Raw genomic sequence first — 25,359 nt, 5'->3', positions numbered from 1 at the left:
GCTCCCTTTGTGCCCTGATGGGTCACGGTCACCGCCCCCCGGAGCCCGTGCTGCCTGCTTCCTCCATATGGGACGCCTTCCGGCGCCGCTTCGGTTCTACGCTCCGCGGGATCCTCTGACGATACGTCAGACGATCAGGAATTGAGGTACGTGAGCACGGCCAGGACACGCCGGTGGTCGCCCTCGCTGGGGGCCAGCCCCAGTTTGAGGAAGATGTTGCTGACGTGCTTCTCCACCGCCCCGTCGCTCACCACCAGCTGCTTGGCGATCGCGGAGTTCGTCCGTCCCTCCGCCATCAGCCCCAGCACCTCGCGCTCCCGCGGGGTGAGACCGGCCAGCACGTCCTGCTTGCGGCTGCGTCCCAGCAGCTGCGCGACCACCTCCGGGTCCAGGGCGGTACCGCCGCCGGCCACCCGTACGACCGCGTCGACGAACTCCCGCACATCGGCTACCCGGTCCTTGAGCAGATACCCGACCCCGCGGGAACTGGCGGCCAGCAGCTCGGTGGCGTACCGCTCCTCCACGTACTGCGACAGCACGAGCACGCCCAGCCGCGGGTGGTCGCGGCGCAGCCGCACCGCGGCGCGTACGCCCTCGTCGGTGTGGGTCGGAGGCATCCGCACGTCGGCCACGACCACGTCGGGCACCGCGTCCTCGGCGGCGAGCTCGCCGATCACCTTCAGCAGGGCCTCGGCGTCGCCGACCCCGGCGACGACCTCGTGCCCGCGGTCGGTCAGCAGGCGGGTCAGTCCCTCCCTCAGCAGCACCGAATCCTCGGCGATGACCACCCGCACCCTGTCCTCCACCGCTACCGGCTCCCCCGTGTCGACGTCGACGTGCTGTCCCTCCCCAGCATTCCAGCTTCCGGCGGCGGGCACACGGCCTTGCCGCCGGGGCGGAGTGCGGGGAGGGACGGAGGGGGCGCGGTCAGCGTCCTCTCGGTTCTTCCGGTCTTCCCGGTCCTATTGGTCCTTGCGGTTCTTCTGGTTTTTCCGGCTCTTCCGGCTCTTCCGGCTCTTGCGGTCCTGCTGCCCCGGCGGTCGGTCCCCCGCGGGGTCAGGTCCGCCAGGGCAGCTCGGCCGCGACGGTGGTCGGGCCGCCGGCGGGGGAGTCCACCGCGAGGACGCCGTCCACCGCCCCCAGCCGCTCGGCGAGCCCGGCCAGGCCGGAGCCGCGGGCCGTGGAGGCGCCGCCGCGCCCGTTGTCGACGACGTGGATCATCAGCCGGTCTCCGGAGCGCCACAGGTCGACCGTGGCGCGCGAGGCGCCGCTGTGCTTGCTGATGTTCTGCAGCAGCTCGGAGACGGTGAAGTACGCGATGCCCTCGATCGCCGGCACCGGACGCCCCGGCAGGTCCACGCTCACCTGCACCGGCACGGTGCAGCGCGCCGCGAGGGAGGACAGGGCGGCGTCCAGGCCACGGTCGGTGAGGACGGCCGGGTGGATGCCGCGGGCCAGGTCGCGCAGCTCCTGCAGCGCGAGCTTCACCTCGCCGTGCGCCTCCTCGACCATGGTGGCCGCCGCCTTCGGGTCCTCCTGCAGCTTCTCCTTGGCCAGGCCGAGGTCCATGGCGAGCGCCACGAGCCGGGCCTGGGCGCCGTCGTGCAGGTCGCGCTCGATGCGGCGCAGGTCGGCGGCGGCGGTGTCCACCACCGTGCCCCGGTCCGACTCCAGTTCCGTGACGCGGCTGGCCAGCCGCGAGGGCCCCAGCAGCCCGGCGACCAGGCCCCGGTCGACGTACGCCATGCCCCGGATCAGCCAGGGGGTGGCCAGGACCAGCAGCAGTCCCAGCACGGAGGTCATGGCCACCTCGAACGGCGAGTCCAGCCACCAGCCGTTGCCGTTGCCGTCCCCGTACAGCTGGAGCCCGGGCTGGTCGGTGTAGGCCGGGAACACCCACTGCCACAGCGGGTACGTGAGGAGCCCCCAGCCGTAGGTGAAGAAGGAGATGGCCACCGAGAAGGTGAACACGCCCCACGGGAAGTGCACGAAGAAGTACAGGATGTGCCGCCAGGAGGCGCCGCTGGTCAGCTGGCCGCCGAGCCACGACATGAAGCCCTGGCCCGGCCGCCGGCGCAGCGGTTCCGGCGCGGCCACGTCGATGCGCAGGCACTGGCGCGCCCGCTCGCGCTCCACGACGCCGAGCCCCCGGCACCCGGCCAGCATCACGGCGAGGACGGGCAGTCCGAGGAAGGTGACCAGCAGGCCCGCGCCCAGCGACAGCATCGTCACCGTGAAGACGAAGCCGATGATGCCCATTGGCAGGTTCAGCAGGAGATACAGGAACTCGCGCCAGGTGCGGGCCTCGATCGGCGCGCGCAGCGCCGCGGGCAGCCGGTGCTCGCGCGGCTCCGGGAAACCGTATGCCATGGTCACGTCCGTCCTCTTCGTCGTACCTCTGCGTCCGCTGGTGATGCCTCCAGCCTCGTCCTGCGGGCCCCTCGCGCCCATGGTGCGGATCGGCGTCTTGGACCTGGGGAAAACCCCACCCCCGCGGTGCGGCGGCCGGGACCGGGGCGGTGTCAGCGGGGGAGCCGCAGCGCCAGCCCGTCGAGGACGACGTCCAGGCCGTAGGCGAACTTGGCCTCGCGCAGCGCGACCGGGTCCTCGATGGCGGCCGTGGGGTCGGCGTAGGAGCCGGACAGGTGGTCGTGGGGCGCCGCGGCGGCCTGGGCTGCGGGCATGAGACGGGCGATGAAGCCGGCCTCGGTCTCGCCGGAGCGGGCGACCGTGGTGAGCCAGGCGGCTTCCGTGGTGCTCATGCCGATCACGTAGCTCAGGAGGGTGTCGATCGCCCGGCTCGGCTCGGGGAAGCCGGCGGCGGCGAACAGGGCGGCCAGCCGCTCGGAGTACGACATGAGGTTGGGGCCGAGGTAGGCGAGGCCCGCCTGGCCCAGGACCGAGGACAGCCACGGGTGGCGCAGCGCCGTCGCGCGGAAGGACCCGGCGGCCTCGGTGACCGCGGCGCGCCAGTCCGCGCCGCCGGCGGCGGGGACGGCGATCTCGGCGGCGACCTCGTCGACGGCCAGCTCCATCAGCTCGTCCTTGGTCGCGACGTGCCGGTAGAGGGAGGTCGCGCCGGCGTTCAGCCGGGCCCCCAGCTTGCGCATGCTGAGGGCGTCGACGCCCTCGGCGTCCAGCATGGCGATCGCCTCGCGGACGATCGCGCCGCGGCTGAGCGCGGGCTGGTCGGCCTCGCGCTGCTGCCGGGCCCACACGGACGGGATCGGGCTCGGCTTCGTCCTGGCGGCCATGGCGCTCCTTCGGGGACCGGCGTGCGGGCGGACTGCTGCGTACGGCGTTCGCATTCAGCGTACAGGAGCGAGTGTTGCGCACACCGTTCCGCCATGCGTACAGTGTTCGCATTGAAGGAACGGTGTACGCACGAGCCGATGCCCGAAAGGACGCCCCATGGAGACCCGCAACCCCCGCCGCTGGTGGATCCTGATCGTGCTGTGCCTCAGCTCGCTGGTCCTGGTGGTCGACAGCATGGCGCTGACCGTGGCGGTGCCCGCGATGACCGCGGACATCGGCGCGAGCGCCCAGGACACGCAGTGGATCCTCGACTCCTACATCCTGGTCTTCGCCGGTCTGCTGCTGGCCTCGGGAAGCCTCGGGGACCGGTTCGGGCGCCGGAAGGTGATGCTCGCCGGCCTGCTGCTCTTCGGGGCGGCCTCCCTGGCGGCCACCTTCTGCACCAGCCCGGGTGAGGTCATCGCCGTACGGGTCGCGATGGGCGTCGGCGGCGCGCTGATCATGCCCTCGACGCTGTCGATCCTCATCACCGTCTTCGACGAGGAGGAGCGCGGCAGGGCCATGGCGGCGTGGAGCTCGGTGTCGATGCTCGGCCTGGTCGGCAGCCCGGTGCTCGGCGGCGTGCTGATCGACCACTTCTCCTGGCACGCGATCTTCCTGATCAACGTCCCGGTCGTCGCGCTCGCCGTCGCCGCCGGCCTCACCCTCATGCCGGAGTCCAAGGGCCCGTGGAGCAAGCCCGACCCGCTCGGCGCGGTGCTGTCCGCGGCCGGCATGACCGCCCTGGTCTGGTGGATCATCGAGCTCCCGCAGCACGGCGCCTTCGGTGGCCGCTCCGGGGTCACCCTGGCCGTCGCCGTCGTCGCCCTGGGCGCCTTCGTGGTCTGGGAGAACGTCACCCCCGCGCCGATGGTCCCGCTGGTCCTGTTCCGGCACCGCAACTTCAGCGGCGGCTCGCTCTCGCTGACCCTGGTCCAGATCGGCAACGGCGGCCTGCTGCTGGTGCTCACCCAGTACCTGCAGTTCGTGCTGGGCTACTCGCCGGTCAAGGCGGGTGTCGCCTTCGTGCCGCTGGCCGTCGCCGCGCTGGCCGGCAACGTCCTGGGCACCACGTTCGCCGCGCGGATCGGCAACCGCCTGCTGATCCTCGGCGGCATGCTCGTCATGGCCTCCTCCTTCGCGCTGCTGACCACCGTCTCGGCCGGCACCGGCTTCGCCGTCCCGGCAGCCGCCCTCGGCCTGCTCGGCCTCGGCGCGGGGCTGGCGATGCCGGCCGCCGTCGGCGCCCTCATGGCCACCATCCCCGCGGAGAAGGCGGGTGTCGGTTCCGCCCTGAACGACACCATCCAGCAGGCCGGTACCGCGCTCGGCATCGCGATCCTCGGCTCGTTGCTGGCGAGCGGCTTCGCCCGCGAGATGCCCGCAGGCACCCCCGAGGAGGCGAGGCACTCCATCGCCGGCGCGCTGGCCGTCGCCCAGGGCGACAGCGGGATGGTCCGCGCGGCCCGGGAGGCGTTCACCGCCTCGATGTCGGCCACCTTCACCATCAGCGCGATCGGCGTCCTCGCCGCCGCCCTGCTGGCCGCCCTGGTCATGCGCGACAGCAGGCCCGAGCCCTCCGCCACCCCGGCGCAGGAGACGGAACTCGCCGCCTGACGCGAGCACAGAAGGCCGGTGCCCTCGCTGGAGGGCACCGGCCTTCCCGCACGCGGCTCAGCCGCGGTCGCGCCAGGGCAGCTCGGCCGTCACCGTCGTCGGGCCGCCGGCCGGGGAGTCGATCACCAGCAGGCCGTCCACCGCGTCCAGCCGTTCGGCCAGCCCGCCCAGCCCGCTGCCGTCCGACGCGCTCGCCCCGCCCCGCCCGTCGTCACGGACCTGGATCATCAGCCGGCCGTCCGAGCGCCACAGCTCGACGACGGCCCGGCGCGCCCCGCTGTGCTTGCTGATGTTCTGCAGCAGCTCGGAGACGGTGAAGTACGCGATGCCCTCGATCGCCGCGGCCGGCCGGCCCGCCAGGTCCACCTGGACCTGCACCGGCACCGTGCACCGGGCGGCCACCGAGGACAGGGCGGCGTCCAGGCCGCGGTCGGTGAGGACGGCCGGGTGGATGCCGCGGGCCAGGTCGCGCAGCTCCTGGAGGGCCAGCTTCACCTCGCCGTGGGCGTCGCCGACCATCCTCGCCGCCGCCTCCGGGTCCTCCTGCAGCTTCTCCTTGGCCAGGCCGAGGTCCATGGCGAGCGCCACGAGCCGGGCCTGGGCGCCGTCGTGCAGGTCGCGCTCGATGCGGCGCAGGTCGGCGGCGGCGGTGTCCACCACCGTGCCGCGGTCCGACTCCAGCTCGGCGATCCGCCGCTCCAGCTCGTCGGAGGGCGACAGCAGGCCGCGGACCATCGCGCGGTCCGCGTTGGCCAGCCCCCGGGCGATGAACGGCAGCACGGGCCACGCCACGAAGAGCGAGGTCAAGGCGACGGTGAAGGTCGCGATCCCCCACGGCAGCCGGATGAAGAAGTACAGCGCGTGCCGCCATCCCACCGGGTCCTTCAGCGAGGTCCACAGCCAGGGGAAGAACCCCATCCGCCCGGGACGCAGCGACCGGGGCTCGTCCACGGCCACCCCGAGCATGCCGCGCGCCCGTATCCGCTCCAGCCGCCCCAGCAGCCGGCACCCGGCCAGTCCCAGCGCCAGCAGCGGCAGGCCGACCACGGTCACCGACAGCCCGATGCCGAGGTAGAGCACGACGGCGACGTAGACGAAGCCCACGAGGTCCACGGGCAGGTTCGCCAGGAGATACGCGATCTCCTTCCACGTCACGGCGTCGAAGGCGAAGCGCGCCGGCGGCAGCGGGGCGGCTTCCCCGCGCTGGGAGTTGATGGTCATGACGCCAAGCCTGCCGGGGACCGGGCGGCCACCGCCATGGGGTGCGCCTGCCAGGACAAGGTGGGGTTATCCGTACCACCGGACAGGACGGGTGGTTCCGCTCCGGGAGGCAGGGCCTAGACTCCGATCGTACAGATCGTCTAAAGATCCACCGGGATCGCTGGACAACGCGCTTACGACGAGAAACGAGGGGCGGACGGACGTGGACTACTTCCACGGCTACTCGGTCGTCGGGCTGGTCGCCGTGCTCGGGGTGCTCTTCGTGACCGTGGCCTTCGGGGCCGGTCGCCTGCTGCGGCCCGTCGTGCCGACGCAGGAGAAGATGCTCACGTACGAGTGCGGCGTCGACCCCGTCGGCGAGGGCTGGGCGCACACCCAGATCCGCTACTACGTCTACTCCTTCCTGTACGTCGTCTTCGCGGTCGACGCGATCTTCCTCTTCCCCTGGGCGACGGTGTTCGCCGCCGAGGGGTACGGCGGCACCACGCTGGTCGAGATGTTCGTCTTCCTCGGCTTCCTCGCCGTCGGTCTGCTCTACGCCTGGAAGAAGGGCGTCCTGGAATGGACGTGACCGATGTGACCGATGTGAGCACTCCCGAGTACCTGCCGGAGCCGCGCCGCCTCGGTACGCTCGCGCGGCTGGCACCCGAGCCGATGAAGGTGGTCCTGAACTGGGGCCGCCGCTACAGCCTGTGGGTCTTCAACTTCGGGCTGGCCTGCTGCGCCATCGAGTTCATCGCCGCGTCCATGGCCCGGCACGACTTCATCCGGCTCGGCGTGATCCCCTTCGCGCCCGGCCCGCGCCAGGCCGACCTCATGATCGTCTCGGGCACCGTCACCGACAAGATGGCCCCGGCCGTGAAGCGCCTGTACGAGCAGATGCCCGAGCCGAAGTACGTCATCTCCTTCGGCGCCTGCTCCAACTGCGGCGGCCCCTACTGGGACTCGTACTCCGTGACCAAGGGCGTCGACCAGATCATCCCCGTCGACGTCTACGTGCCCGGCTGCCCGCCGCGGCCCGAGGCGCTGCTGCAGGGCATCCTCAAGCTCCAGGAGAAGATCGCCCGCGAGTCGCTCGGCGAACGCTACGGCGACGGGGGCACCCCGCCCGCGTCCACCGCCGCGCTGCGCAGCGGCCTCGTCCAGGCCCCGCCGCCGCCCGGGGAGGCCGCGAAGTGACCACGCCCTTCGACCGGCTCCCCGAGCCGGACGCCGTCGCCGAGGTCTTCGGCGCCGAGGCCACGGCGGAGGAGGCGTACGGCCTGCTGACCGTCGACGTCCCCGCCGCCTCCTGGACCGACGCCCTGCGGGCCGCCCGGGACACCCTCGGCTGCACCTTCTTCGACTGGCTCAGCGCCGTCGACGAGGGCGCCACCGGGTTCCGGGTCTGCGCCCACGTCGTGGCCCCCGCGGTCGGCTCCGTGCGGCGCCTGATGATCCGTACGACCGTCCCGCACGAGGCCCCGGCCCTGCCGACCGCCGTCGGCGTCTACGCGGGCGCCGCCTGGCACGAGCGCGAGACGCACGAGATGTTCGGCGTCGACTTCACCGGCCACCCGCACCTGGTGCCGCTGCTGCTGCCCGAGGGTTTCGAGGGGCACCCGCTGCGCAAGGACTTCGTCCTGGCGGCGCGTGTGGCGAAGGCGTGGCCGGGCGCCAAGGAGCCGGGGGAGCCTGCGGCGGGAGCAGCGCACGGCGGCCCCAAGCGCCGCCAGATGCTGCCGCCGGGCGTGCCCGACCCCAACGAGTGGGGCCCGCTGAAGGGGCAGTTGCCGCCCGCCCCGGCGAGGCCCGCCCGCACCCCGCGCGCGGCCGGAGCCGCCGGTGCCGCCGGCGAGGCCGGTGCGGCGGGCGCCGCGGAGCGTCCCGCCCGGCGCACCCGCAGCGTCACCGAGGGCTCGGCGAGCCAGGCCGCCGCCGCGGCCCCCGCCGCCACCCCGCGCCGCACCCGCTCGGCGGGCGATGGCTCCGTCAGCCAAGCCGGCATCGCCGAGACCCCGGCGGCTCCCGGGACCCCCGCGGCTCCGGCGGAGCCCGCGACGCCCCGCAAGCGCACCCCGGACGCTCCCTGGGACGTCCCCCGCGACCCCGAACCGGCCGCCGCCCCGGCAGCGGAAGCGCAGCCCGACGCCGAGCCCGCGCCGGCCGCACCGGCGAGCCCCGACGGGCCCGCGCAGCCCGACGCGGCGAAACCCGCGACCGCACCGGACGAGGGCCGGGACGGCGAACCCGCGCGGCCCCCCGCGGACGGCGACACCCCCGGCACCACCCCGGACACCCCCGGCAACGACGACGCAGAAGGAGGCAGCACACCGTGAGCGACGCCCTCGAAGTGATCCTCCGGCTGCTCGCCGTGCTCGTCGCCTTCCTCGTCCTGCCCCTCGTCGTCGGCCAGACCGAGCACAAGGTCATGGCCCACATGCAGGGCCGCCTCGGACCCATGTACGCCGGCGGCTTCCACGGCTGGGCCCAGCTCGTCGCCGACGGCGTGAAGTTCGCGCAGAAGGAGGACGTGGTCCCGGCCGACGCGGACCGGAAGATCTTCCAGCTCGCGCCCGCCGTTGCGCTGCTGCCCTACCTCCTGGTCCTCATCGCGATCCCGGTCGGCCCCGACGGACTCGTCGGCCAGGACATCGACGCGGGCCTGTTCTTCGTGCTCGCCGTCATGGGCGTCGGCGTGCTCGGCTCCCTCATGGCCGGCTGGGCCTCCGCCAACAAGTTCTCCCTCCTCGGCGGTCTGCGCACCGCCGCGCAGCTGATGTCGTACGAGCTGCCGATGCTGCTCGCCGCCGCGTCCGTCGCCATGGCGGCCGGGACGCTCTCGCTGCCCGGCATCGTCGACGCGTACGCCTGGTGGTGGACGCCGTGGCAGCTGATCGGCGCCTTCGTGTTCTTCACCGCCGGCCTCGCCGAACTCCAGCGCCCGCCCTTCGACATGCCCGTCGCGGACTCGGAGATCATCTTCGGTGCCTACACCGAGTACACGGGCATGCGCTTCGCCCTGTTCCTGCTCGCCGAGTACGCCGGCATCGTCGTGCTGTGCGGCCTGACCACCGTCCTCTTCCTCGGCGGCTGGCACGGCCCCTGGTCCGGCAGCCTCGGCTGGCTGTGGACGCTACTCAAGACCGCGGCCCTGGCCTTCGTCGTCATCTGGCTCCGGGTCACGTACCCCCGCCTGCGCGAGGACCAGCTGCAGAGGTTCGCCTGGACCGTCCTCATCCCGCTCGCCCTGGCCCAGATCGCGCTCACCGGCGTGGTGAAGGTGGTGATCTCCTGATGGGCATCCCCGGTTCCGGCCTGGCCAAGGGCCTCGCCGTCACCCTGCGCACGATGACCCGGCGCTCGCACACCGCGCAGTACCCCGAGGTGCAGCCCGAACTGCCGCCCCGCAGCCGCGGCGTGATCGCGCTGTTCGAGGAGAACTGCACGGTCTGCATGCTGTGCGCCCGTGAGTGCCCCGACTGGTGCATCTACATCGACTCCCACAAGGAGACGGTGCCCGCCGTGACCCCCGGTGGCCGCGAGCGCAGCCGCAACGTGCTGGACCGCTTCGCCATCGACTTCTCGCTCTGCATGTACTGCGGCATCTGCATCGAGGTGTGCCCCTTCGACGCCCTGTTCTGGTCGCCGGAGTTCGAGTACGCGGAGACCGACATCCTCGACCTCACCCACGAGCGCGACAAGCTGCGCGAGTGGATGTGGACGGTGCCGGCCCCGCCGCCGCTCGACCCGGCCGCCGAGGAGCCCAAGGAGCTCGGTGCCGCCCGCAAGGCCGCGGAGAAGGCCGCCGCCGCGGTCGCCGCCGCCGAGGCCGAGCCCGAGGCCGGGCAGCCGGGGGGAGACGCGTGAACCTCTCCGCAGCCCACCCCGGTTTCCTGTCCCCGACCGGGGTCGAGATCGTCTTCGTCCTCGTCGGCGTCGCGACCCTCGCCGCCGCCGTCGTCAGCGTCACCACCAAGCAGCTGGTGCACGCCGCGCTGTGGCTGGTCGTCGCACTCGGCGGCGTCGCCGTCGAATACCTGCTGCTCACCGCCGAGTTCATCGCCTGGGTGCAGGTGCTGATCTACGTCGGGTCGGTCGTGGTGCTCGTCCTGTTCGGGCTGATGCTCACCAAGGCGCCCATCGGCCGCTCCCCGGACGCCGATTCGGGCAACCGGATCGCGGCGCTGGCCGTGGCCGTCGCGGCCGCGGGCACGCTGGTGTGGGTCGTGGTGGATGCCTTCCGGGCCACCTGGATCGACGTGGACGGCGCCGCGCAGGGCTCCACCAAGGTCACCGGCCAGATCCTCTTCCGGCACTGGGTGCTGCCGTTCGAGGCGCTGTCCGTGCTCCTGCTCGCCGCGCTCGTCGGTGCGATCGTCCTGTCCCGCAAGCAGTTCCGTCAGCAGCCGGGGGAGCGCTGATGCATCTCGCCTATCCCGCCGTCCTCGCCGTCCTCCTGTTCTCCGTCGGCCTGTACGGCGTCCTCGCCCGGCGCAACGCGATCCTCGTCCTGATGTCGGTCGAGCTGATGCTGAACGCGGTCAACCTCAACCTGGTCGCCTTCGACGTCTGGCTCCGCGACACCCTCCACGCCGGGCAGGCGCTGACGCTGTTCGTCATCGTCATCGCCGCCGCCGAGATCGGCATCGGCCTCGCCATCGTCCTGCTGGTGTACCGCAACCGGGGCAGCTCGGACGTCGACCGCCTCACCGACCTCGCCGAGCACGACCCGCAGGGCGAAGGGGACGGGCCCTCCGCACCCGAAGAGAAGGCCGAGGCCGCAGCGTGACCCTGACGACCCTCGCCGTCCTCGTCCCCCTCCTCCCCTTCCTCGGCGCCGTCGGCGGGCTGCTGCTCGGCCGCACCGCCCCCGGCTTCGTCCGGCCGCTGGCCGTGCTGCCCACCGCGACCGCCTTCGTGCTGGCCGTCGTCGTCGCCGTACGGCAGGGCAGCGGCCCGGCCACCGACGCCGCGACCCGGCTCACGCCGACCGGCTCGGTGCCCGTCGACCTCGCCCTGCACCTCGACGGCTTCGCGGTCCTTATCGCCGTCCTCGTCGGCCTGGTCGCCACCTGCGTGCAGCTGTACTCCACGGCCTACCTGCGCCACGACCCGCGCTACGCCTCCTACTCCGCCCTGGTCTCCCTCTTCACCGCCGCCATGTTCCTGGTCGTCTACACCGGCGACCTGATGGTGCTGCTGGTCGGCTGGGAGGTCATGGGCATCTGCTCGTACTTCCTGGTCGGCCACTACTGGGAGACCGAGGTCGCCCGGGCCGCCTCGCTCAAGGCCTTCCTGGTCACCAAGCTCGGCGACGTCCCCTTCCTGATCGGCGTCTTCGCGCTCGCCGCCGACGCCGGGACGTTCCGGATCAACGGCATCCTCACCGCGGCCACCCACGGCGGGATCGCGCACCCGACCGTCGTCGGCCTGCTGCTGCTCGCCGGCGTCGCCGGCAAGTCGGCGCAGTTCCCGCTGCACACCTGGCTGCCCGACGCGATGGCCGGCCCCACCCCGGTGTCCGCGCTGATCCACGCCGCCACGATGGTCGCGGCCGGCATCTACCTCGTCGCCCGGCTGCTGCCGGTCTTCGAGGCCTCCACCGTCACCCTCGCGGTGCTCGGCGTGCTGGCCGCCGTCACCATGATCGGCTCCGGTCTGGCCGCGCTCGCCCAGGACGACATCAAACGCGTGCTCGCCTACTCGACGATCGGTCAGCTCGGCTACATGGCCGCCGCCCTCGCCGTCGGCGACCGCAGCGCCGCCGTGTTCCACCTGGTCTCGCACGGTGCCTTCAAGGCCCTCCTTTTCCTTGCCGCCGGCGTCGTCATCCACGCCGCCGGCACCAACTCGCTGGCCGCGATGTCCCGCATGGGCGACCTCGGCAAGCGCGTCCCCGACGCCATGTGGACCATGGGCATCGCGCTGGCCGCCCTGGCCGCGATCCCGCCCTTCTCCGGGTTCTTCTCCAAGGAGTCGGTGCTGCGGGCGGCCGAGCACGCCGCCTCCGGCCACGCCGAGGGCGTCCCCTCGGCCGTCGGCTGGCTCGTCCTGGTCGCCGCGCTGGTCACCGCCGTGCTCACCGCGGGCTACGCCACGCGCCTGTTCCTCCTCGCCTTCCGCGGCCAGGGCGCCGCGGCACCCCAGGCGCACGGCAAGGAACCAGCCGTCATGACCGCCGTGCTGTGGGTGCTGGCGATCCCCACGGTCGCCTTCGGTGCCGTCTCCCTCGTGCCGAAGTTCTTCGACCTCCCCGCCTGGCTCGACGGCAACGAGCTCGCCCCGACCCTGGTCACCTCGATCCTCGGCGTCGGCCTCGCCGTCGTCGGCATCCTGGCGACCTACGGCGCCTGGCAGGCCACCGCGACCCGCCGCGGCGCGCCCATGGGGGCTCTGGTCCCCGCGGCGGCCGACGAGGAGCCGGCGCTCACCGAGGCCGCCGCCTTGCAGACCCACGAACAGGTCTACGGTGACGTCGCCGCCGCCCGGGACCCCGGCGACCCCGGACGCCTGCTGCTCGGCCCGCTCTTCGAGCCCGCCTCGCACGGCTTCCGCCTCGACGCGCTGTACGCGGCGCTCTTCGTCCGCCCCGTGCTCGCCGCCTCCGGCCTCGTCCGCTTCCTCGACCGCGAGGTCGTCGAGACGTACGTCCGCGGCGCGGGCGGACTGCCCCGGCTGCTCGGCGCGCTCGTGCGCCGCACCCAGACGGGCAACGTGCAGACCTATATCAGCGTGCTGCTGGCCGGCTCCGTGATCCTCGCCGTCCTCGTCGCCGTCGGAGCGTGAGCCGTGAACGACACCGTCCTCCAGTACGTCCTCGCGGCCGCCGTCGTCCTGCCGCTGCTCGGCGCCGCGGCGGCCCTGCTGCCGCCCCCGCCCGGTCTGCGGGGGAAGGACCCCGACCAGGCCGTGCTGCGCCACGGCGTCACCGTCACCGGTCTCGTCCTCGCCCTGAGCATCGTCCTCGCCGTGGGCTTCGACCACGACCACCCCGCGACGATGCAGGCGAGCACCGACATCAGCTGGATCCCGGCCCTCGGCATCCGCATCCACCTCGGCATCGACGGCATCAGCCTCCCCCTCTTCGTCCTGAGCGCGCTGCTGACCTTCCTCTGCGCGCTCTACAGCTACTTCAAGATGCCCGCGGGTCCTTCCCCGAAGGCCTTCGTGGCGCTCCTGCTCCTCCTGGAGACGGGCACGCTCGCCACCTTCGCCGTGCTCGACCTGCTGCTCTTCTTCCTCGCCTTCGAGACGGTCCTCATCCCGATGTACTTCCTCATCGCCCGCTGGGGCGGCGAGAACCGGGAGAAGTCCGCCCTCCGTTTCATCCTCTACACACTGCTCGGCTCCGTGATCATGCTGCTCGGCCTGCTCCTCATCGGGCTGAAGGCGGGCACATTCGACATGGTGGCACTCGCCACTGACAGTGGCCCCGGAGCGGCTCTCAGTCACTCCACGCAACTGGTCGCCGTCCTCGCCATCGGCCTCGGTCTCGCCGTCAAGACCCCGATGTGGCCGCTGCACAGCTGGCTCCCCGACGCCCACACCGCCGCCCCCACGGTCGGCTCGGTGCTCCTGGCCGGCGTCCTGCTCAAGATGGGCACGTACGGCTTCGTGCGGATCCTTCTGCCCATCGCCCCCGAGGGCATGCAGACCTTCGCGCCCTACCTGGCCGCCTTCGGGGTCGTCGGCATCGTCTACGGGTCGCTGGCCTGCCTGGCCCTGGCCCGCCGCGGCGCCGGCGGCGACCTCAAGCGCCTCATCGCGTACAGCTCCGTCGGCCACATGGGCTTCGTGCTGCTCGGCATCGCCAGCCTGACCACCACCGGCGTCAACGGCGCGCTCTTCGCCAACATCGCCCACGGACTCATCACCGGCCTGCTCTTCTTCCTGGTCGGCGCCCTCAAGGACCGCTACGGCACCACCGACCTCGACGGCCTCGCCGGGCAGACCGGCGCCGCGCTGTACGGCAAGGCCCCACGCATGGGCGGCCTGCTGGCCTTCGCGGCCGTCGCCTCCCTCGGCCTGCCGGGCCTGGCCGGCTTCTGGGGCGAGATGCTGGCGATGTTCGGCTCCTTCAAGCCCGCCCCGGGCCTGGACCGCGGCGCCTACCTCGTCTTCACCGCGGTCGCGGCCTTCGGCACCCTGCTCACCGCCGCGTACCTCCTCCTCGTCGTGCGCCGGGTCTGCATGGGCGAACGCGACACCGTCCACGCCGCGCCGGCCCTCGCCGACGTCCGGGGCTACGAGTTCGCGGCCTGGACCCCGCTGGTCGTCCTGACCGTCCTCGCGGGCCTTTGGCCCGCCGCCCTGCTCGGCCTCACCGACCCGGCCGTGCGCACCCTGCTCGGAGGCAGCTGATGAGCACCCTCGCCACCTCCGTCGTCCAGTCGGTCGACTGGGCCGCGATCGCCCCGCCCGGCATCGTGGCGGCGGCCGCGCTCATCGTGCTGGTCGCCGACCTCTTCCTGCCCGACGGCCGCAAGCAGCCGCTGGTGGGGATCACCCTCGCCGGCCTCGTGCTGGCCGGGCTGAGCCTGCTGCCGCTGCTCGACGGCGACCGCACCACCTTCTGCCTCGTCGGCAGCCCCGCCGACTGCTCCTACGTCGCCGACCACTTCACGCTCGTCGTGCAGCTGCTGGTCCTGGCCGGAGCGCTCGTCGCCGCCCTGCTGTCGGTGCACACCCTCGACGAGCTGCCGGCCGGCGAGTTCTGGTTCCTGCTGCTCTCCTCGGCCTCCGGCGCCGCGCTGCTGCCCGCCTCCCGTGACCTGGCGACCCTCGTGATCGCCCTGGAGGTGACCACCCTCCCGTCGTTCGCCCTGGTCGGCCTGCGCCGCGGCGACCGGCTGTCGAGCGAGGCGGCCCTGAAGTTCTTCCTGTCCTCGGTCGCCGCGACCGCCGTCACCCTGCTGGGCGTCAGCTTCGTCTACGCCGCCACCGGCACGCTCCACCTGGAGGCCATGGCCAAGGGACTGCAGGGCGTCGACCCCCGCCTGGACACCCTCGCCGCCGCCGGCGCCGCCCTCACCGTCGTCGGCTTCGCCTTCAAGCTCGCCGTCGCGCCCTTCCACTTCTGGGTGCCCGACACCTACACCGGCGCCCCGCTCCCGGTCGCCGGCTACCTGTCGGTCGTCGGCAAGGCCGCCGGGTTCGCCGGCCTCATCCTCGTGACCGTCGTCGCCTTCCGGCCGTACGCGCACGTCTGGGGCCCCGCCGTCGCCGTCCTGGCCGCCCTCACCATGACCGTCGGCAACGTCGCCGCCCTGGTGCAGCGCCCCGACCGCCCGCGCAGCGCGGTCCGCCTGCTGGCCTGGTCGTCCATCGGCCAGGCGGGCTACCTGCTGGTCCCGATCGCCGCCGCCGCGTACACCGACCCCGACCGCCAGGTCGGCACCACCCTCGCGTACGCGCTGATGTACGGCGCGGTGAACCTCGGCGCCTTCGGCGTGGTCGCGCTCGTCGCCCGCACCGCGCCGCAGAACCGGCTCACCGACTACCGCGGCCTCCACAGCGGCCACCCGCTCGCCGCACTGGCCATGGCCTTCTTCCTGCTCTGCCTGGCCGGCCTGCCGCCCGGCGTCATCGGCCTGTTCGCCAAGGTCGCCGTCTTCTCCTCGGCCGTCGACGCGGACCTCGGCTGGCTGGCCGCCGTCATGGCCGTCAACGTCGTCATCGCACTCGTCTACTACCTTCGGTGGACGGTCCTGCTCTTCGCCAAGCCCGGGACGGAACCGGCCGCCACCGCCCGCCCGGCCGGCACGCCGCGCCCGCTCAGCGCCGCCATCGCGCTCACCGCCGTCGTCGGGATCGTCCTGTCCGGCGCACCCCAGCTCATCCTCCGCTTCGCCTCCGACACCCTGCTCTGAGCACCCGGAAGAAGGTGCACAAGGGAACTAACGCCCCTCCGGTGGCGTTGGCCCCTACGGGAGGTTCTCCTTGGACGAGGAGAGAAGGTCCTCCTGATGCACACCTTGGAGGGTGTACCGTGCACCGCCGGCACAACGGCCTGAAGACCGCCGCGCTCCTGGGCGGAATGTCGGCTCTCATCCTGGTCATCGGCAGTTTCTTCGGCCGTACGGGACTGATCGTCGCACTCGTCGTAGCCCTCGGGACCAACACCTACGCCTACTGGAACAGCGACAAGATCGCACTGCGCTCCATGCGTGCCCGCCCGGTCAGCGAGTTCGAGGCGCCGGCGCTGTACCGCATGGTGCGCGAACTCTCCACCTCCGCCCGGCAGCCCATGCCGCGGCTCTACATCTCCCCGACCGAGGCCCCCAACGCCTTCGCCACCGGCCGCAACCCGCGCAACGCCGCCGTGTGCTGCACCGAGGGCATCCTGCGCCTCCTCGACGAGCGCGAGCTGCGCGGCGTCATCGGCCACGAGCTGAGCCACGTCTACAACCGCGACATCCTCATCTCGTCCGTCGCCGGTGCCCTGGCCTCCGTGGTGATGTTCCTCGTCAACTTCGCCTGGCTGATCCCCATCGGACGCTCCGACGACGACGAGGGCCCGGGCCTGTTCGGCCTGCTCCTGATGATGATCCTCGGCCCGGTCGCCGCCTCCCTCATCCAGCTCGCCGTCAGCCGCTCCCGCGAGTACGAGGCCGACGCCTCCGGCGCCCGCCTCACCGGCGACCCGCTCGCCCTCGCCTCGGCGTTGCGCAAGCTGGAGACGGGCACCAAGCGCGCCCCGCTGCCGCCCGAACCCCGGCTGGAGACCACCAGCCACCTCATGATCGCCAACCCGTTCCGCCCCGGCGACGTGTCCAAGCTCTTCTCGACCCACCCTCCGATGGGCGAGCGCATCGCCCGCCTCGAGGAGATGGCCGGCCACCGCCGCTGACGCCCACGTGCGGCCCGGCCCGCCCGCGGGTACGGGCCCTGTGGGGGACGGCTGACGGAGCGGCGGCTCCCGTCCTCCTGACGGGCGGGGCCCCCGGACGCATGGGAGGCTTGGGCAATGAAGGCGGTCAACATCGTCCTGAACGTCGTGTGGCTGATCATCTGGGGTCTGTGGATAGCCATCGGCTACGCCCTGCTGGGCCTGCTGATGTTCATCTTCATCATCACCATCCCCTGGGGGATCGCGTCCCTGAGGATCGCCAACTACGTGCTGTGGCCCTTCGGCCGCACCACGGTGGAACGCCGCGACGCGGGCGTCGGGTCGCTGCTCGGGAACATCATCTGGCTGATCTTCGCGGGGATCTGGCTCGCCATCGGCCACGTGCTCGCGGGCATCGGCTTCTGCCTGACGATCATCGGCATCCCGTTCGGCATCGCGAACTTCAAGATGGTGCCGATCTCCCTGGTGCCGCTCGGCCGCGAGATCGTCCCCGTCGACGCCCCGTACGCCACCCGCTGAGCCGCTGCCCCCCGGCCGGGGCCCCGGCCGGGGTCAGTCCGGCTCGATGTTGTGGTTGAGCCGGAAGACGTTCTGCGGGTCGTACTCCGTCTTCACCCGGGCCAGCCGCCCCAGGTTGTGCGCGCCGAACCCGGCGATCACGCGGCCCTCGCCCTCGTCGCCGATGAAGTTGAGGTAGACCGCCCCGGAGGACCACTGCCGTACGTCGGCGCGGATGCCGTGCGCCCACCGCCGGGCCCGCTCGTCGTCCGCCGGGTCCGCCCACAGGCCGAACGGGTGCACGACCCACGGCGCCCGTCGCCAGGGCAGCGGGTAGTCGGCGGAAGGGCGCGCCACGGCGCCGCCCACGGGGAACAGCACGTGCTGGGAGGGGGAGGGGACCACCATGTCCCGGGCCCGGGCGCAGAAGCGGTCCACGGCCTCGTCGGGGAAGTCGTCCAGGTACTCCGCCGACCAGTGGTTCCGGTAGCCCGGCGGGTCGTCGAACATGGACTGCAGGTCCGCGTACGGCAGCTCCATCACCAGGCGGCCCTGGGGGCCGAGCGCGAGCAGCGGGTCCAGCACCTCGCGCGCCGCGTCCCCGGTGCCCGCGTACGTCACCAGGACGGCGCAGGTGAGCGCGCCCACCAGGTGCTCCGGCACGAACTCCTCCGGGGGGCCGGTCAGGAAGAGCAGGCCCCCGCCCATCTCGTCCGGCGCCGACGCCAGCAGGGTGCGGTAGGCGCGCAGCACCTCGGGGCCGGCGTCCGGCGGCCACAGCAGCAGGGCCATGGTGACCGCGGGCAGCGGGTGCAGCCGCAGCGTGAGCGAGGTGGCGACGCCGAAGTTGCCGCCGCCCCCGTGCAGAGCCCAGAACAACTCCGGGTTCTCGTCCTCGGCGGCCCGCACCATGGTGCCGTCCGCCGTCATCAGCTCGACTTCCACCAGGTTGTCGCAGGCCAGCCCGAACGCGCGCTCCAGCCACCCCGATCCGCCCCCGAGGGTGAAGCCGCCCACGCCCGTGGTGGACACCCGGCCCCCGGTGGTGACCAGGTCGTACGGCTGCGTCGCCCGGTCCAGGTGGCTCATCGTGGCGCCCCCGCCGACCCGCGCCGTGCGCGCCTGCGGGTCGACGACGACCGCGTGCATGCGCCGCAGGTCGACGACGATGCCGCCGTCCGTCAGGGCATTCCCGGCGACACTGTGCCCGCCGCCGCGGACGGCGACCTCCAGCCCGCGCTCACGTCCGAAGCGGATCGCCGCGGCGACGTCCTCCACCGACTCGCACAGGGCGATCACGGACGGCCTGCGGTCGATCATGGCGTTGAAGAGCGTGCGGCTCTCGTCGTACGACGGGTCGCCCGGTGCGACGACCTCGCCCGCGAAGCCGGAGCGCAGGGCGTCCAGGGTCGCGTCGTCCAGGACCCGGGGTGCCATCGGCGCTGCCCCCTCTCTCCACCTCCACGGTAGGACGAGGGCATGGGCCCGGCACGTCGGCGCCGGGCCCGCGCGGTCAGTCCGCCAACCCGGCGGCCAGGGTCGCGCCCAGCTCCCAGCAGGCCTGCAGATCGGCCTTGGACGGCTCTCCGGTGACCGTCACCTCGGCCGCCGCCTGCTCCCAGCCCAGGCCCGTGGTGATCGACCGGATCCCCCGCACCGTCCCCGTCACGTCGTTGCCGCCGTGCACGTAGTAGCCGAACGGGCGGCCGCGCGTGCCGTCCAGGCACGGGTAGTAGACCTGGTCGAAGAAGTGCTTGAGCGCCCCCGACATGTAGCCGAGGTTCGCCGTCGTGCCCAGCAGGTAGCCGTCCGCCGCGAGCACGTCGGAGGCGGTCGCCGCGAGGGCGGCCCGCCGCACGACGTCCACGCCCTCGATCTCGTCGGTGGTCGCGCCGGCGACCACCGCCTCGAACATCGCCTGCAGGTTCGGCGACGGCGTGTGATGCACGATCAGCAGGGTCGGCACTCAGCTCACTCCGACGGGCGCCGACGCCGGCAGGCTGTCCATGAACGAGCTCACCGAGAACACCGCGTTGCCGGGGCCGGCCGGGCCGTACCCGGGCGGCGAACTCAGCCCGTACTCCTCCAGCGTCGCGCGGTACACGTCCAGCAGGCGGATGTGGTACTCCAGCGGCGCGCCCTCCGGGTTCGCCTTGCCCAGCGGGGTCGTCGGCTCCGGGCACCAGGTGGTGAAGCGCGGCGTGATGCCCCGCGACATGAAGAAGCGCAGGCCCTCCGCCGTGGAGTCGATCGCCTCCCCGACGCTGCCGAAGCCGAACGGCTCGGCCATCTCCACGCCCGCCACGAAGTTGGGGATCACGTTGCGCGGGCCGAAGATCTCCGCCGAGTCCAGGATGCGGCGGTGCCACTCGTCCCGGCCGACGTAACGCTCCTTGCCGGGGCAGTACAGCTCGAACAGACGGCGGTCCCACACCTCGTAGTTGGGGTGGTAGATCTGCACGCCGTAGTCCTTGAAGCGCTGCACGTCCTCCTTGGGCAGCGCCTGCGCGACGACCTTGCCGATCCAGCGGCCGGGGAAGCGCTCCTCGATGGCCTTCGCGTAGTGGCCGTAGAAGTCCGCCTCGTCCCGCCCGGCGACCTTGGAGGTGATCGCCCCGCCGGTGAGGGTGTACGCGGTGGAGGACTTCGTCTCGTCGTACTTGTCGATGATCTCCAGCGCCTCCAGCACCTCCTCGACCGGCTTCACACCCGTGTAGGGGCGCCCGGCCGCCTTGTGCTGGCGCCAGTTGTGGTTGATGTCGCAGTACTGGCACTCCTCCTTGGCGCCGAAGTACTGGCACACGCGGAAGACCGTCAGGTAGATCAGGTAGCCCCACTGGATCGTCGGCGCGACCTCCATCACCGACTTGCCGTTCTCCAGGGTGTGCCGGTAGTACGCCGGCATCGGCGGCAGGCCGACGTCCGCGATGCGCACCCCGTCGAGGTAGAGGCCGAGCACACCGCGCCCGCCCGCCCGCACGCGGTACGGCGAGGCCGGGTTCACCCGCACCGACACCACCGTGCGGCGCAGGTCGTACGGCCCGCCGGTGAGCACGATCTCCTCCGGCGGCCGCTTCAGCGCGGCGGCCCCCAGCTCGGGGAGGGTGCGGTGGTCGAAGGAGAAGATGAAGTACGACTTCGGCTTGACGTCGCCGTCCTCGTTGCCGCTGAGCGCGGACTCGTCGAACGCGATCCCGCCGCGCAGCAGGTCCTCCTTGATGACCGCCTCGCGGGGGACGTGCGGGAAGCGGCTCATCAGGTCCTCGACCAAAGCGGTGCGGCTTTGCATGCCCGGCTCCATCCTCGAGACGCTGCCCCGGGTCCGCCGTCGACGGGCGGGGTAGGTCCCGGGGAGACCTAACAGGAAGACACTACGCACCTGCGGCGGCTTCCCGGGCGGCACCCTCCGAATGCGCCCCGTCGTGCGCGTGGCAAAGGCCCCGGCCGCCTGCTCCCGGCCGGGACCTCGGCAAGACCTCGCTCAGCGGTAGTTCACGAACTGCAGCGCGAAGTCGAGGTCCTTGCCCTTCAGCAGCGCGATGACGGCCTGCAGGTCGTCCCGGCTCTTGGAGGTGACGCGCAGCTCCTCGCCCTGGACCTGAGCCTTGATGCCCTTGGGCCCCTCATCGCGGATGATCTTGGCGACCTTCTTGGCGTTCTCCTGCGAGATGCCTTCCTCGATGGTCGCGAAGATCTTGTACTCCTTGCCGGACAGCTGGGGCTCGCCCGCGTCCAGCGACTTCAGCGAGATCCCCCGCTTGACCAGCTTGGTCTCGAAGACGTCCAGGATGGCCTTGACCCGCTCCTCGGAGTTGGCCTGCATCAGGATCTTGTCCCCGGACCACGAGATCGACGCGCCGACGTTCTTGAAGTCGTAGCGCTGCGAGATCTCCTTGGCGGCCTGGTTGAGGGCGTTGTCGACCTCCTGCCGCTCGACCTTCGAGACGATGTCGAAACTGGAGTCGGCCATCTTCTGTTGGCTCCTTGGCTCTGATCCGTCAGGTCCGCGACCCGCCTGCGGGCCGCCCCCGCAAGCCTAGCCACCGGACCCGCCCGAAGCGCTGATCAATAGGGTGGCGAAGCACCCCCGCGCATCGGGTATTGTTTACGACGTCGCCACGGGGACCGCACACAAGCGGCCCGCGGAGACACTTCCCAGGCGGTGTGCCCGAGTGGCCAATGGGAGCGGACTGTAAATCCGTCGGCTTAGCCTACCCAGGTTCGAATCCTGGCGCCGCCACAGGAGCGAAAAGCCCCTCTGACCAGCAGAAACGCTGATCGGAGGGGCTTTTTTCGTGCCGGTTCCAGCACTACCGAACGAGAACCGAAAACAGTGGCTTTGTCTCGCCCTGTCTCGGGTGAGTGGCAGCCCTGATCAGGGCGTGTCCCCCAGGTGTCCCCCGGGGGACGGAGGCTCCGGCGTGTGCCACTCCCTGAGCGCCGCGTCGATGCGCTCATTGGCCCGCTCCCGCGTGTGCGCCAGCACCTTGGCATAGACCCGCAGAAGGACGGCGAGGCTGTGCCCAGCCCTCCGTGCGCACTCCATTGGGTCCACTCCCGAGCTGAGCCAGAACGACACCCCGGCATGGCGAAGGTTATATCGGAGCCATCAGTCACCCTGAAGCATCGAGACCGGGTGTGCACGAGGGCCTTCGCCTTGGAAGCGAAGGCCCTCGCGATGGGTCAGAAGGCGCCGTTGAGGATCCACCAGTCGGCGTTGTTCTTCTCGGCCGGCCGCAGGCCGCCCGTACCCTTCCCCTGGTACTGGACCAGCCAGTCGCCGCTCGTCGCGAGAAGGTCTGCACGGCCGTCGCCCGACCAGTCGCCGACGGCGATGAGAGAGCTCATGGCGTTCCAGCCGCTGCTGCCGATCAGCACCCGGGTACCGAGGTGGCCGGCCTTGCCCGGGTAGAACCACAGCTTGCCGGTGGCGGCCTGGCGGGCGATCAGGTCCGCCCGGCCGTCGCCGTTCATGTCGCCCGCGCCCACGAGGGCGTTCATGCCGTTCCAGCCGGTGCCGATCAGCTTGCGCGCGCTGTGTCCGCCGTTCCCCGTGCCGGGGTAGAGCCAGAGCTTGCCGGTGGACTTCTCCACGGCGAGCAGGTCCGCGCGTCCGTCGCCGGACAGGTCACCGAACGCGGTGATCTTGGTCATGCCGTTCCAGCCGGTGCCGATCAGCTTGCGCGCGCTGTGTCCGCCGTTCCCCGTGCCGGGGTAGAACCAGAGCTTGCCGGTGGACGCCTCGCGGGCGATCACGTCCTCCCGGCCGTCGCCGCTGAAGTCACCGTGCCGGACGAGGGCGTTGAAGGCGTTCCAGCCGCTGCTGCCGACCAGGCGGCCGGTGCCGTCACCGGGCAGGAACCACAGGCGCCCGGCTGTGTCGCGAACCAGGATGTCCGACCTCCGGTCGGCGTTCATGTCGCCGAAACCGGACAGCTTGGGCGCGGTCTCCGCATACCAGTAGGGGTAGGCGGGACCCTCGCACTCACGCACGGTGCGGACGAACTTCAGCGAGCTGGCGTAGCCCGGGTTCATGCCGGTGGGGTAAGACTCCTTGGGCTGATGGATTCTGTACCCGTGCGCGGTGCTGTACTTCGGGTCGTCGTACATGCAGGAGATCAGGGACGTGCGGTTGATGACCAAACGGAAGCTGTTGTCCCAGGTGCCCAGCGTCGCCTTGTTCGTGTTTGTCTTGAACATCGACCCTGTGCCGCTTTCGTTCTTCCAGGCGCAGAAGTACCCCGATGGGCAGCTGCTGACCGCGGCTTGCGCGGGCGTCGCGCCCGCGCCGAGCAGGCCGAGCGACGCGAGCCCCAGCGCGCCGGCCGCAGAGGCCAGGCGCCGGAGCATTGATATACGCATTCTTTCCCTCCCTATAGCGGCGTGCACAGGCTTCGTGCCGCACCGTGAGGGCACCGTACCCGCGCTCCTGCTCACCCGGCGAGCGGGTTACCCTCGCTTGTTTGCCCGCGGGCTCAGAGGCTCCCGCCGAGAATCCCGGCGATTTTCACCAGGGCCGCATGGGGGGTACACCCCTTTGAACAGTGGATACGCCGATCAAAGGGGCTTTTTCGTGCTGGTTCCAGCATTACCAAATGAGAACCGAAAATAGTGGCTTTGTCTTGCCCTGTCTCGGGTGAGTGGCAGCCCCTGATCAGGGCGTGTCCTCCAGGTGTCCTCCGGGGGACGGAGGCTCTGGCGTGTGCCACTCCCTGAGCGCCGCGTCGATGCGCTCGTTTGCCCGTTCCCGGGTGTGCGCCAGGACCTTGGCGTAGACCCGGAGAAGGACGGCGAGGCTGTGCCCCGCCCTCCGTGCGCATTCCATTGGGTCCACTCCTGAGCTGAGCCAGAACGACACCCCCGCATGGCGAAGGTCATACGGACGCCGGGCGAGGGGAGACGCCACTTCCTCCTGCGAGAGCGCCGCGGCCCTCGCCTTGGCCCACACGTCCCCGTAGCCGCTCTCCTGCAGCAGCCCATCGCGTGCCGTGCGGAACAGCCGGCCGTCCGGGGCAGTGCCGTGCTGGTCGAGGTGGGCCCGGAGCATCGCGACGAAGTGCGGAGGGATGGGCACCGGGCGGGAGTCCTGTTCGGCGCGGGCTTTCAGGTGCCGGGTCTCGTGTGCCTTGCCGTCGCGAGTCCAGCCGCGGCCCGCCCGCACGACGCCCCTCCGCAGGGTCAGGACACCCCATCCGGTCTCGGGCAGGTGGCACCGGTCCCGGGTTAGCGCCGCGGCCTCTGCCGGGCGCATGGCGGCATAGTAGAGACACCCGAAGAACGCTTCCAGGAGTTCCCCTCGCTTGCCCTGTTCCCGGACTCCGGACAGCAGAGCGCGCACCTGCCGGGGATTTGCGACGGCTTCGGGGTCCACGTCTTCGACGGTCTTCGGCGCCGTCCACTTCACGGCGGCGAGGGGATTGACCGGCATGGTGAAGTACTGCGCCTCCACAGCGAAGCCCAGGACATCGCTCAGGCACGCTCGCTTACGGCGGGCGGTACGCGCGGCGGCCGGCTTGCCGTCCAGCTTCTTCCCTAGGGCGTCCAATGCCTGTCGGAGAGTCGCCGGATCTTCCAGCGCCGATATGGGCAGTGAGTGGCGCTCCATCCATGCGAGGGCGTCGCTGATCTCCTTGGGCGGGGTCTCAGCCCAGCGATTCCGGTTGAAAGCCCAGCCGTAGAGGGCACGTCGCAGGGCGGATTGCTCTGGCATGCCGGCGCGCGTCCTGACGAGGGCGGGCGTGATCGTGGCCAGGGCATCGGCGTACGACTTGCGCGATTTAGCGGGCGCCAGGTCCCACTTGCGGTCCACGTAGTCACGGGCGTGCTGATACCAGGTGACCGAACCGCGTTGCGCCCGCAGCTCCGATACCGGCAGGCCGGACTCTTCATCGAACTGATCGCCGGAACGTACGGCGCTCATCAACTCCGAGCGTCGCCCGTCTGCCTGGGCCTTGAGCGTGTAGCTCTTGGAATGCTTCTTCGTACCCACAAGCCAGCGCAAGCGGTACGGCTTGGGCCGGTCTGAGCGGGTCTCCAGCGAGTAAATGCGCACGTCGTACGTCAGTTTCATGGATCTCCGATGGCAGAAGTAGGGCCCGCCGGTAGCCTCCGGCGGGCCCTACGGCTTGATCAGTGGGCGTTCAGCTCGTAGGTCGCCCACCACGTGTCGAGATCCGTGCGACGGCAGCGGATCTGCCCGTTGGGCAACTTGATGAGACGCGGTGCTTGGCCGCGGGCGCGCATCCGGTAGAAGGCGGCGCGGCTCATGCCGATCTCTTCGAGGACTTCGGGGAGCTTGAGTACGGGCGGGCGGGCCATGAACGCACTCCTTCGGGTGTGTGGGCCGTCGTCGGCCCCCTTCCTGTCAGGTCCGCTACTTCCGCTACCTCCGCTACCGC

General features: G+C 71.6%; 24 protein-coding genes, 1 tRNA gene and 1 pseudogene. 14 read left to right on the top strand and 12 right to left on the bottom strand.

From position 1 onward, the window contains the following. Nucleotides 1-134: 134 nt before the first annotated feature. The 3 genes from OG937_20115 to OG937_20105 form a co-directional block, all read right to left on the bottom strand. On the bottom strand, nucleotides 135-806 hold the full coding sequence (locus tag OG937_20115; GenBank protein ID WUD73830.1) for a response regulator transcription factor: 672 nt from the start codon (nucleotides 804-806) through the stop codon (nucleotides 135-137). A gap of 250 nt (nucleotides 807-1,056) precedes the next feature. Beyond that, nucleotides 1,057-2,370, bottom strand: coding sequence for a sensor domain-containing protein (locus OG937_20110; GenBank protein ID WUD73829.1), 1,314 nt, complete (start codon nucleotides 2,368-2,370; stop codon nucleotides 1,057-1,059). Between the two features lie 152 nt (nucleotides 2,371-2,522). Next, the gene (locus tag OG937_20105) at nucleotides 2,523-3,254 is read right to left on the bottom strand and encodes a TetR/AcrR family transcriptional regulator C-terminal domain-containing protein (protein ID WUD73828.1); all 732 of its coding nucleotides are present in this window, start codon (nucleotides 3,252-3,254) and stop codon (nucleotides 2,523-2,525) included. A gap of 157 nt (nucleotides 3,255-3,411) precedes the next feature. Between OG937_20105 and OG937_20100 the strand changes: the two genes are divergently transcribed. Further along, entirely contained in the window at nucleotides 3,412-4,911 is a 1,500-nt protein-coding gene (locus tag OG937_20100; protein WUD73827.1) for an MFS transporter, read from the top strand. A gap of 57 nt (nucleotides 4,912-4,968) precedes the next feature. Here the strand turns inward: OG937_20100 and OG937_20095 are convergent, their stop codons facing one another. Further along, a complete protein-coding gene (locus tag OG937_20095) occupies nucleotides 4,969-6,132 on the bottom strand; it encodes a sensor domain-containing protein (GenBank protein ID WUD73826.1) in 1,164 nt (387 codons plus the stop codon). A 202-nt stretch (nucleotides 6,133-6,334) separates the two neighbouring features. On the opposite strand from OG937_20095, the gene OG937_20090 reads away from it, so the two are divergent. The 12 genes from OG937_20090 (at nucleotide 6,335) to OG937_20035 (ending at nucleotide 17,482) form a co-directional block, all read left to right on the top strand. Next, nucleotides 6,335-6,703, top strand: coding sequence for an NADH-quinone oxidoreductase subunit A (locus tag OG937_20090; protein ID WUD73825.1), 369 nt, complete (start codon nucleotides 6,335-6,337; stop codon nucleotides 6,701-6,703). Then, on the top strand, nucleotides 6,694-7,311 hold the full coding sequence (locus OG937_20085; GenBank protein WUD73824.1) for an NADH-quinone oxidoreductase subunit B: 618 nt from the start codon (nucleotides 6,694-6,696) through the stop codon (nucleotides 7,309-7,311). Before OG937_20090 ends, OG937_20085 begins: the two co-directional genes overlap by 10 nt. After that, nucleotides 7,308-8,450: an NADH-quinone oxidoreductase subunit C gene (locus tag OG937_20080; GenBank protein ID WUD73823.1), complete on the top strand. Its 1,143-nt coding sequence runs from the start codon at nucleotides 7,308-7,310 to the stop codon at nucleotides 8,448-8,450. Before OG937_20085 ends, OG937_20080 begins: the two co-directional genes overlap by 4 nt. Then, nucleotides 8,447-9,409 (top strand): NADH-quinone oxidoreductase subunit NuoH, encoded by a 963-nt coding sequence (gene nuoH / locus OG937_20075; protein WUD73822.1) that lies wholly within the window; start codon nucleotides 8,447-8,449, stop codon nucleotides 9,407-9,409. The genes OG937_20080 and nuoH overlap by 4 nt, the downstream gene beginning before the upstream one ends. Next, nucleotides 9,409-9,981, top strand: a complete 573-nt coding sequence (locus OG937_20070; protein WUD73821.1) for an NADH-quinone oxidoreductase subunit I — start codon at nucleotides 9,409-9,411, stop codon at nucleotides 9,979-9,981. The genes nuoH and OG937_20070 overlap by 1 nt, the downstream gene beginning before the upstream one ends. Further along, nucleotides 9,978-10,535, top strand: a complete 558-nt coding sequence (locus OG937_20065; protein WUD73820.1) for an NADH-quinone oxidoreductase subunit J — start codon at nucleotides 9,978-9,980, stop codon at nucleotides 10,533-10,535. Before OG937_20070 ends, OG937_20065 begins: the two co-directional genes overlap by 4 nt. Further along, nucleotides 10,535-10,903 (top strand): NADH-quinone oxidoreductase subunit NuoK, encoded by a 369-nt coding sequence (gene nuoK / locus OG937_20060; GenBank protein ID WUD73819.1) that lies wholly within the window; start codon nucleotides 10,535-10,537, stop codon nucleotides 10,901-10,903. The genes OG937_20065 and nuoK overlap by 1 nt, the downstream gene beginning before the upstream one ends. Next, the gene (locus tag OG937_20055; protein WUD73818.1) at nucleotides 10,900-12,900 is read left to right on the top strand and encodes an NADH-quinone oxidoreductase subunit L; all 2,001 of its coding nucleotides are present in this window, start codon (nucleotides 10,900-10,902) and stop codon (nucleotides 12,898-12,900) included. Before nuoK ends, OG937_20055 begins: the two co-directional genes overlap by 4 nt. A gap of 3 nt (nucleotides 12,901-12,903) precedes the next feature. Then, nucleotides 12,904-14,475 (top strand): NADH-quinone oxidoreductase subunit M, encoded by a 1,572-nt coding sequence (locus OG937_20050; protein ID WUD73817.1) that lies wholly within the window; start codon nucleotides 12,904-12,906, stop codon nucleotides 14,473-14,475. Then, a complete protein-coding gene (locus tag OG937_20045; GenBank protein ID WUD73816.1) occupies nucleotides 14,475-15,983 on the top strand; it encodes an NADH-quinone oxidoreductase subunit N in 1,509 nt (502 codons plus the stop codon). The genes OG937_20050 and OG937_20045 overlap by 1 nt, the downstream gene beginning before the upstream one ends. A gap of 119 nt (nucleotides 15,984-16,102) precedes the next feature. Further along, nucleotides 16,103-16,963, top strand: coding sequence for a zinc metalloprotease HtpX (htpX, locus tag OG937_20040; protein ID WUD73815.1), 861 nt, complete (start codon nucleotides 16,103-16,105; stop codon nucleotides 16,961-16,963). Between the two features lie 117 nt (nucleotides 16,964-17,080). Further along, on the top strand, nucleotides 17,081-17,482 hold the full coding sequence (locus tag OG937_20035; protein WUD73814.1) for a YccF domain-containing protein: 402 nt from the start codon (nucleotides 17,081-17,083) through the stop codon (nucleotides 17,480-17,482). A 33-nt stretch (nucleotides 17,483-17,515) separates the two neighbouring features. Here the strand turns inward: OG937_20035 and OG937_20030 are convergent, their stop codons facing one another. From OG937_20030 to OG937_20015, 4 genes are all read right to left on the bottom strand, one after another. Beyond that, the gene (locus OG937_20030) at nucleotides 17,516-18,898 is read right to left on the bottom strand and encodes an FAD-binding oxidoreductase (GenBank protein ID WUD73813.1); all 1,383 of its coding nucleotides are present in this window, start codon (nucleotides 18,896-18,898) and stop codon (nucleotides 17,516-17,518) included. A gap of 76 nt (nucleotides 18,899-18,974) precedes the next feature. Further along, on the bottom strand, nucleotides 18,975-19,427 hold the full coding sequence (locus OG937_20025) for a flavodoxin family protein (protein ID WUD73812.1): 453 nt from the start codon (nucleotides 19,425-19,427) through the stop codon (nucleotides 18,975-18,977). After that, nucleotides 19,428-20,750, bottom strand: a complete 1,323-nt coding sequence (locus OG937_20020) for a radical SAM protein (protein ID WUD73811.1) — start codon at nucleotides 20,748-20,750, stop codon at nucleotides 19,428-19,430. It abuts the gene before it with no gap. A 192-nt stretch (nucleotides 20,751-20,942) separates the two neighbouring features. Beyond that, nucleotides 20,943-21,431 (bottom strand): YajQ family cyclic di-GMP-binding protein, encoded by a 489-nt coding sequence (locus tag OG937_20015; protein ID WUD73810.1) that lies wholly within the window; start codon nucleotides 21,429-21,431, stop codon nucleotides 20,943-20,945. Nucleotides 21,432-21,619: 188 nt separating this feature from the next. On the opposite strand from OG937_20015, the gene OG937_20010 reads away from it, so the two are divergent. Then, nucleotides 21,620-21,701: transfer RNA gene (locus OG937_20010), tRNA-Tyr, on the top strand. Between the two features lie 135 nt (nucleotides 21,702-21,836). On the opposite strand, the pseudogene OG937_20005 reads toward OG937_20010, so the two are convergent. The 4 genes and pseudogenes from OG937_20005 to OG937_19990 all read right to left on the bottom strand — a co-directional run bounded on the left by OG937_20005 (nucleotide 21,837) and on the right by OG937_19990 (nucleotide 25,279). Continuing rightward, nucleotides 21,837-22,061, bottom strand: a pseudogene (locus OG937_20005) (site-specific integrase). Nucleotides 22,062-22,144: 83 nt separating this feature from the next. Further along, complete coding sequence (locus OG937_20000) at nucleotides 22,145-23,323, bottom strand: FG-GAP-like repeat-containing protein (GenBank protein ID WUD73809.1); 1,179 nt, start codon at nucleotides 23,321-23,323, stop codon at nucleotides 22,145-22,147. A 292-nt stretch (nucleotides 23,324-23,615) separates the two neighbouring features. After that, nucleotides 23,616-25,031, bottom strand: a complete 1,416-nt coding sequence (locus OG937_19995) for a tyrosine-type recombinase/integrase (protein ID WUD73808.1) — start codon at nucleotides 25,029-25,031, stop codon at nucleotides 23,616-23,618. A 59-nt stretch (nucleotides 25,032-25,090) separates the two neighbouring features. Continuing rightward, nucleotides 25,091-25,279 (bottom strand): helix-turn-helix domain-containing protein, encoded by a 189-nt coding sequence (locus OG937_19990; protein ID WUD73807.1) that lies wholly within the window; start codon nucleotides 25,277-25,279, stop codon nucleotides 25,091-25,093. Between the last annotated feature and the right edge of the window lie 80 nt (nucleotides 25,280-25,359).

Source organism: Streptomyces sp. NBC_00510, assembly GCA_036013505.1.
In the GTDB taxonomy this organism is placed as follows: domain Bacteria; phylum Actinomycetota; class Actinomycetes; order Streptomycetales; family Streptomycetaceae; genus Actinacidiphila.
This window is presented reverse-complemented; position numbering and strand designations above follow the sequence as displayed.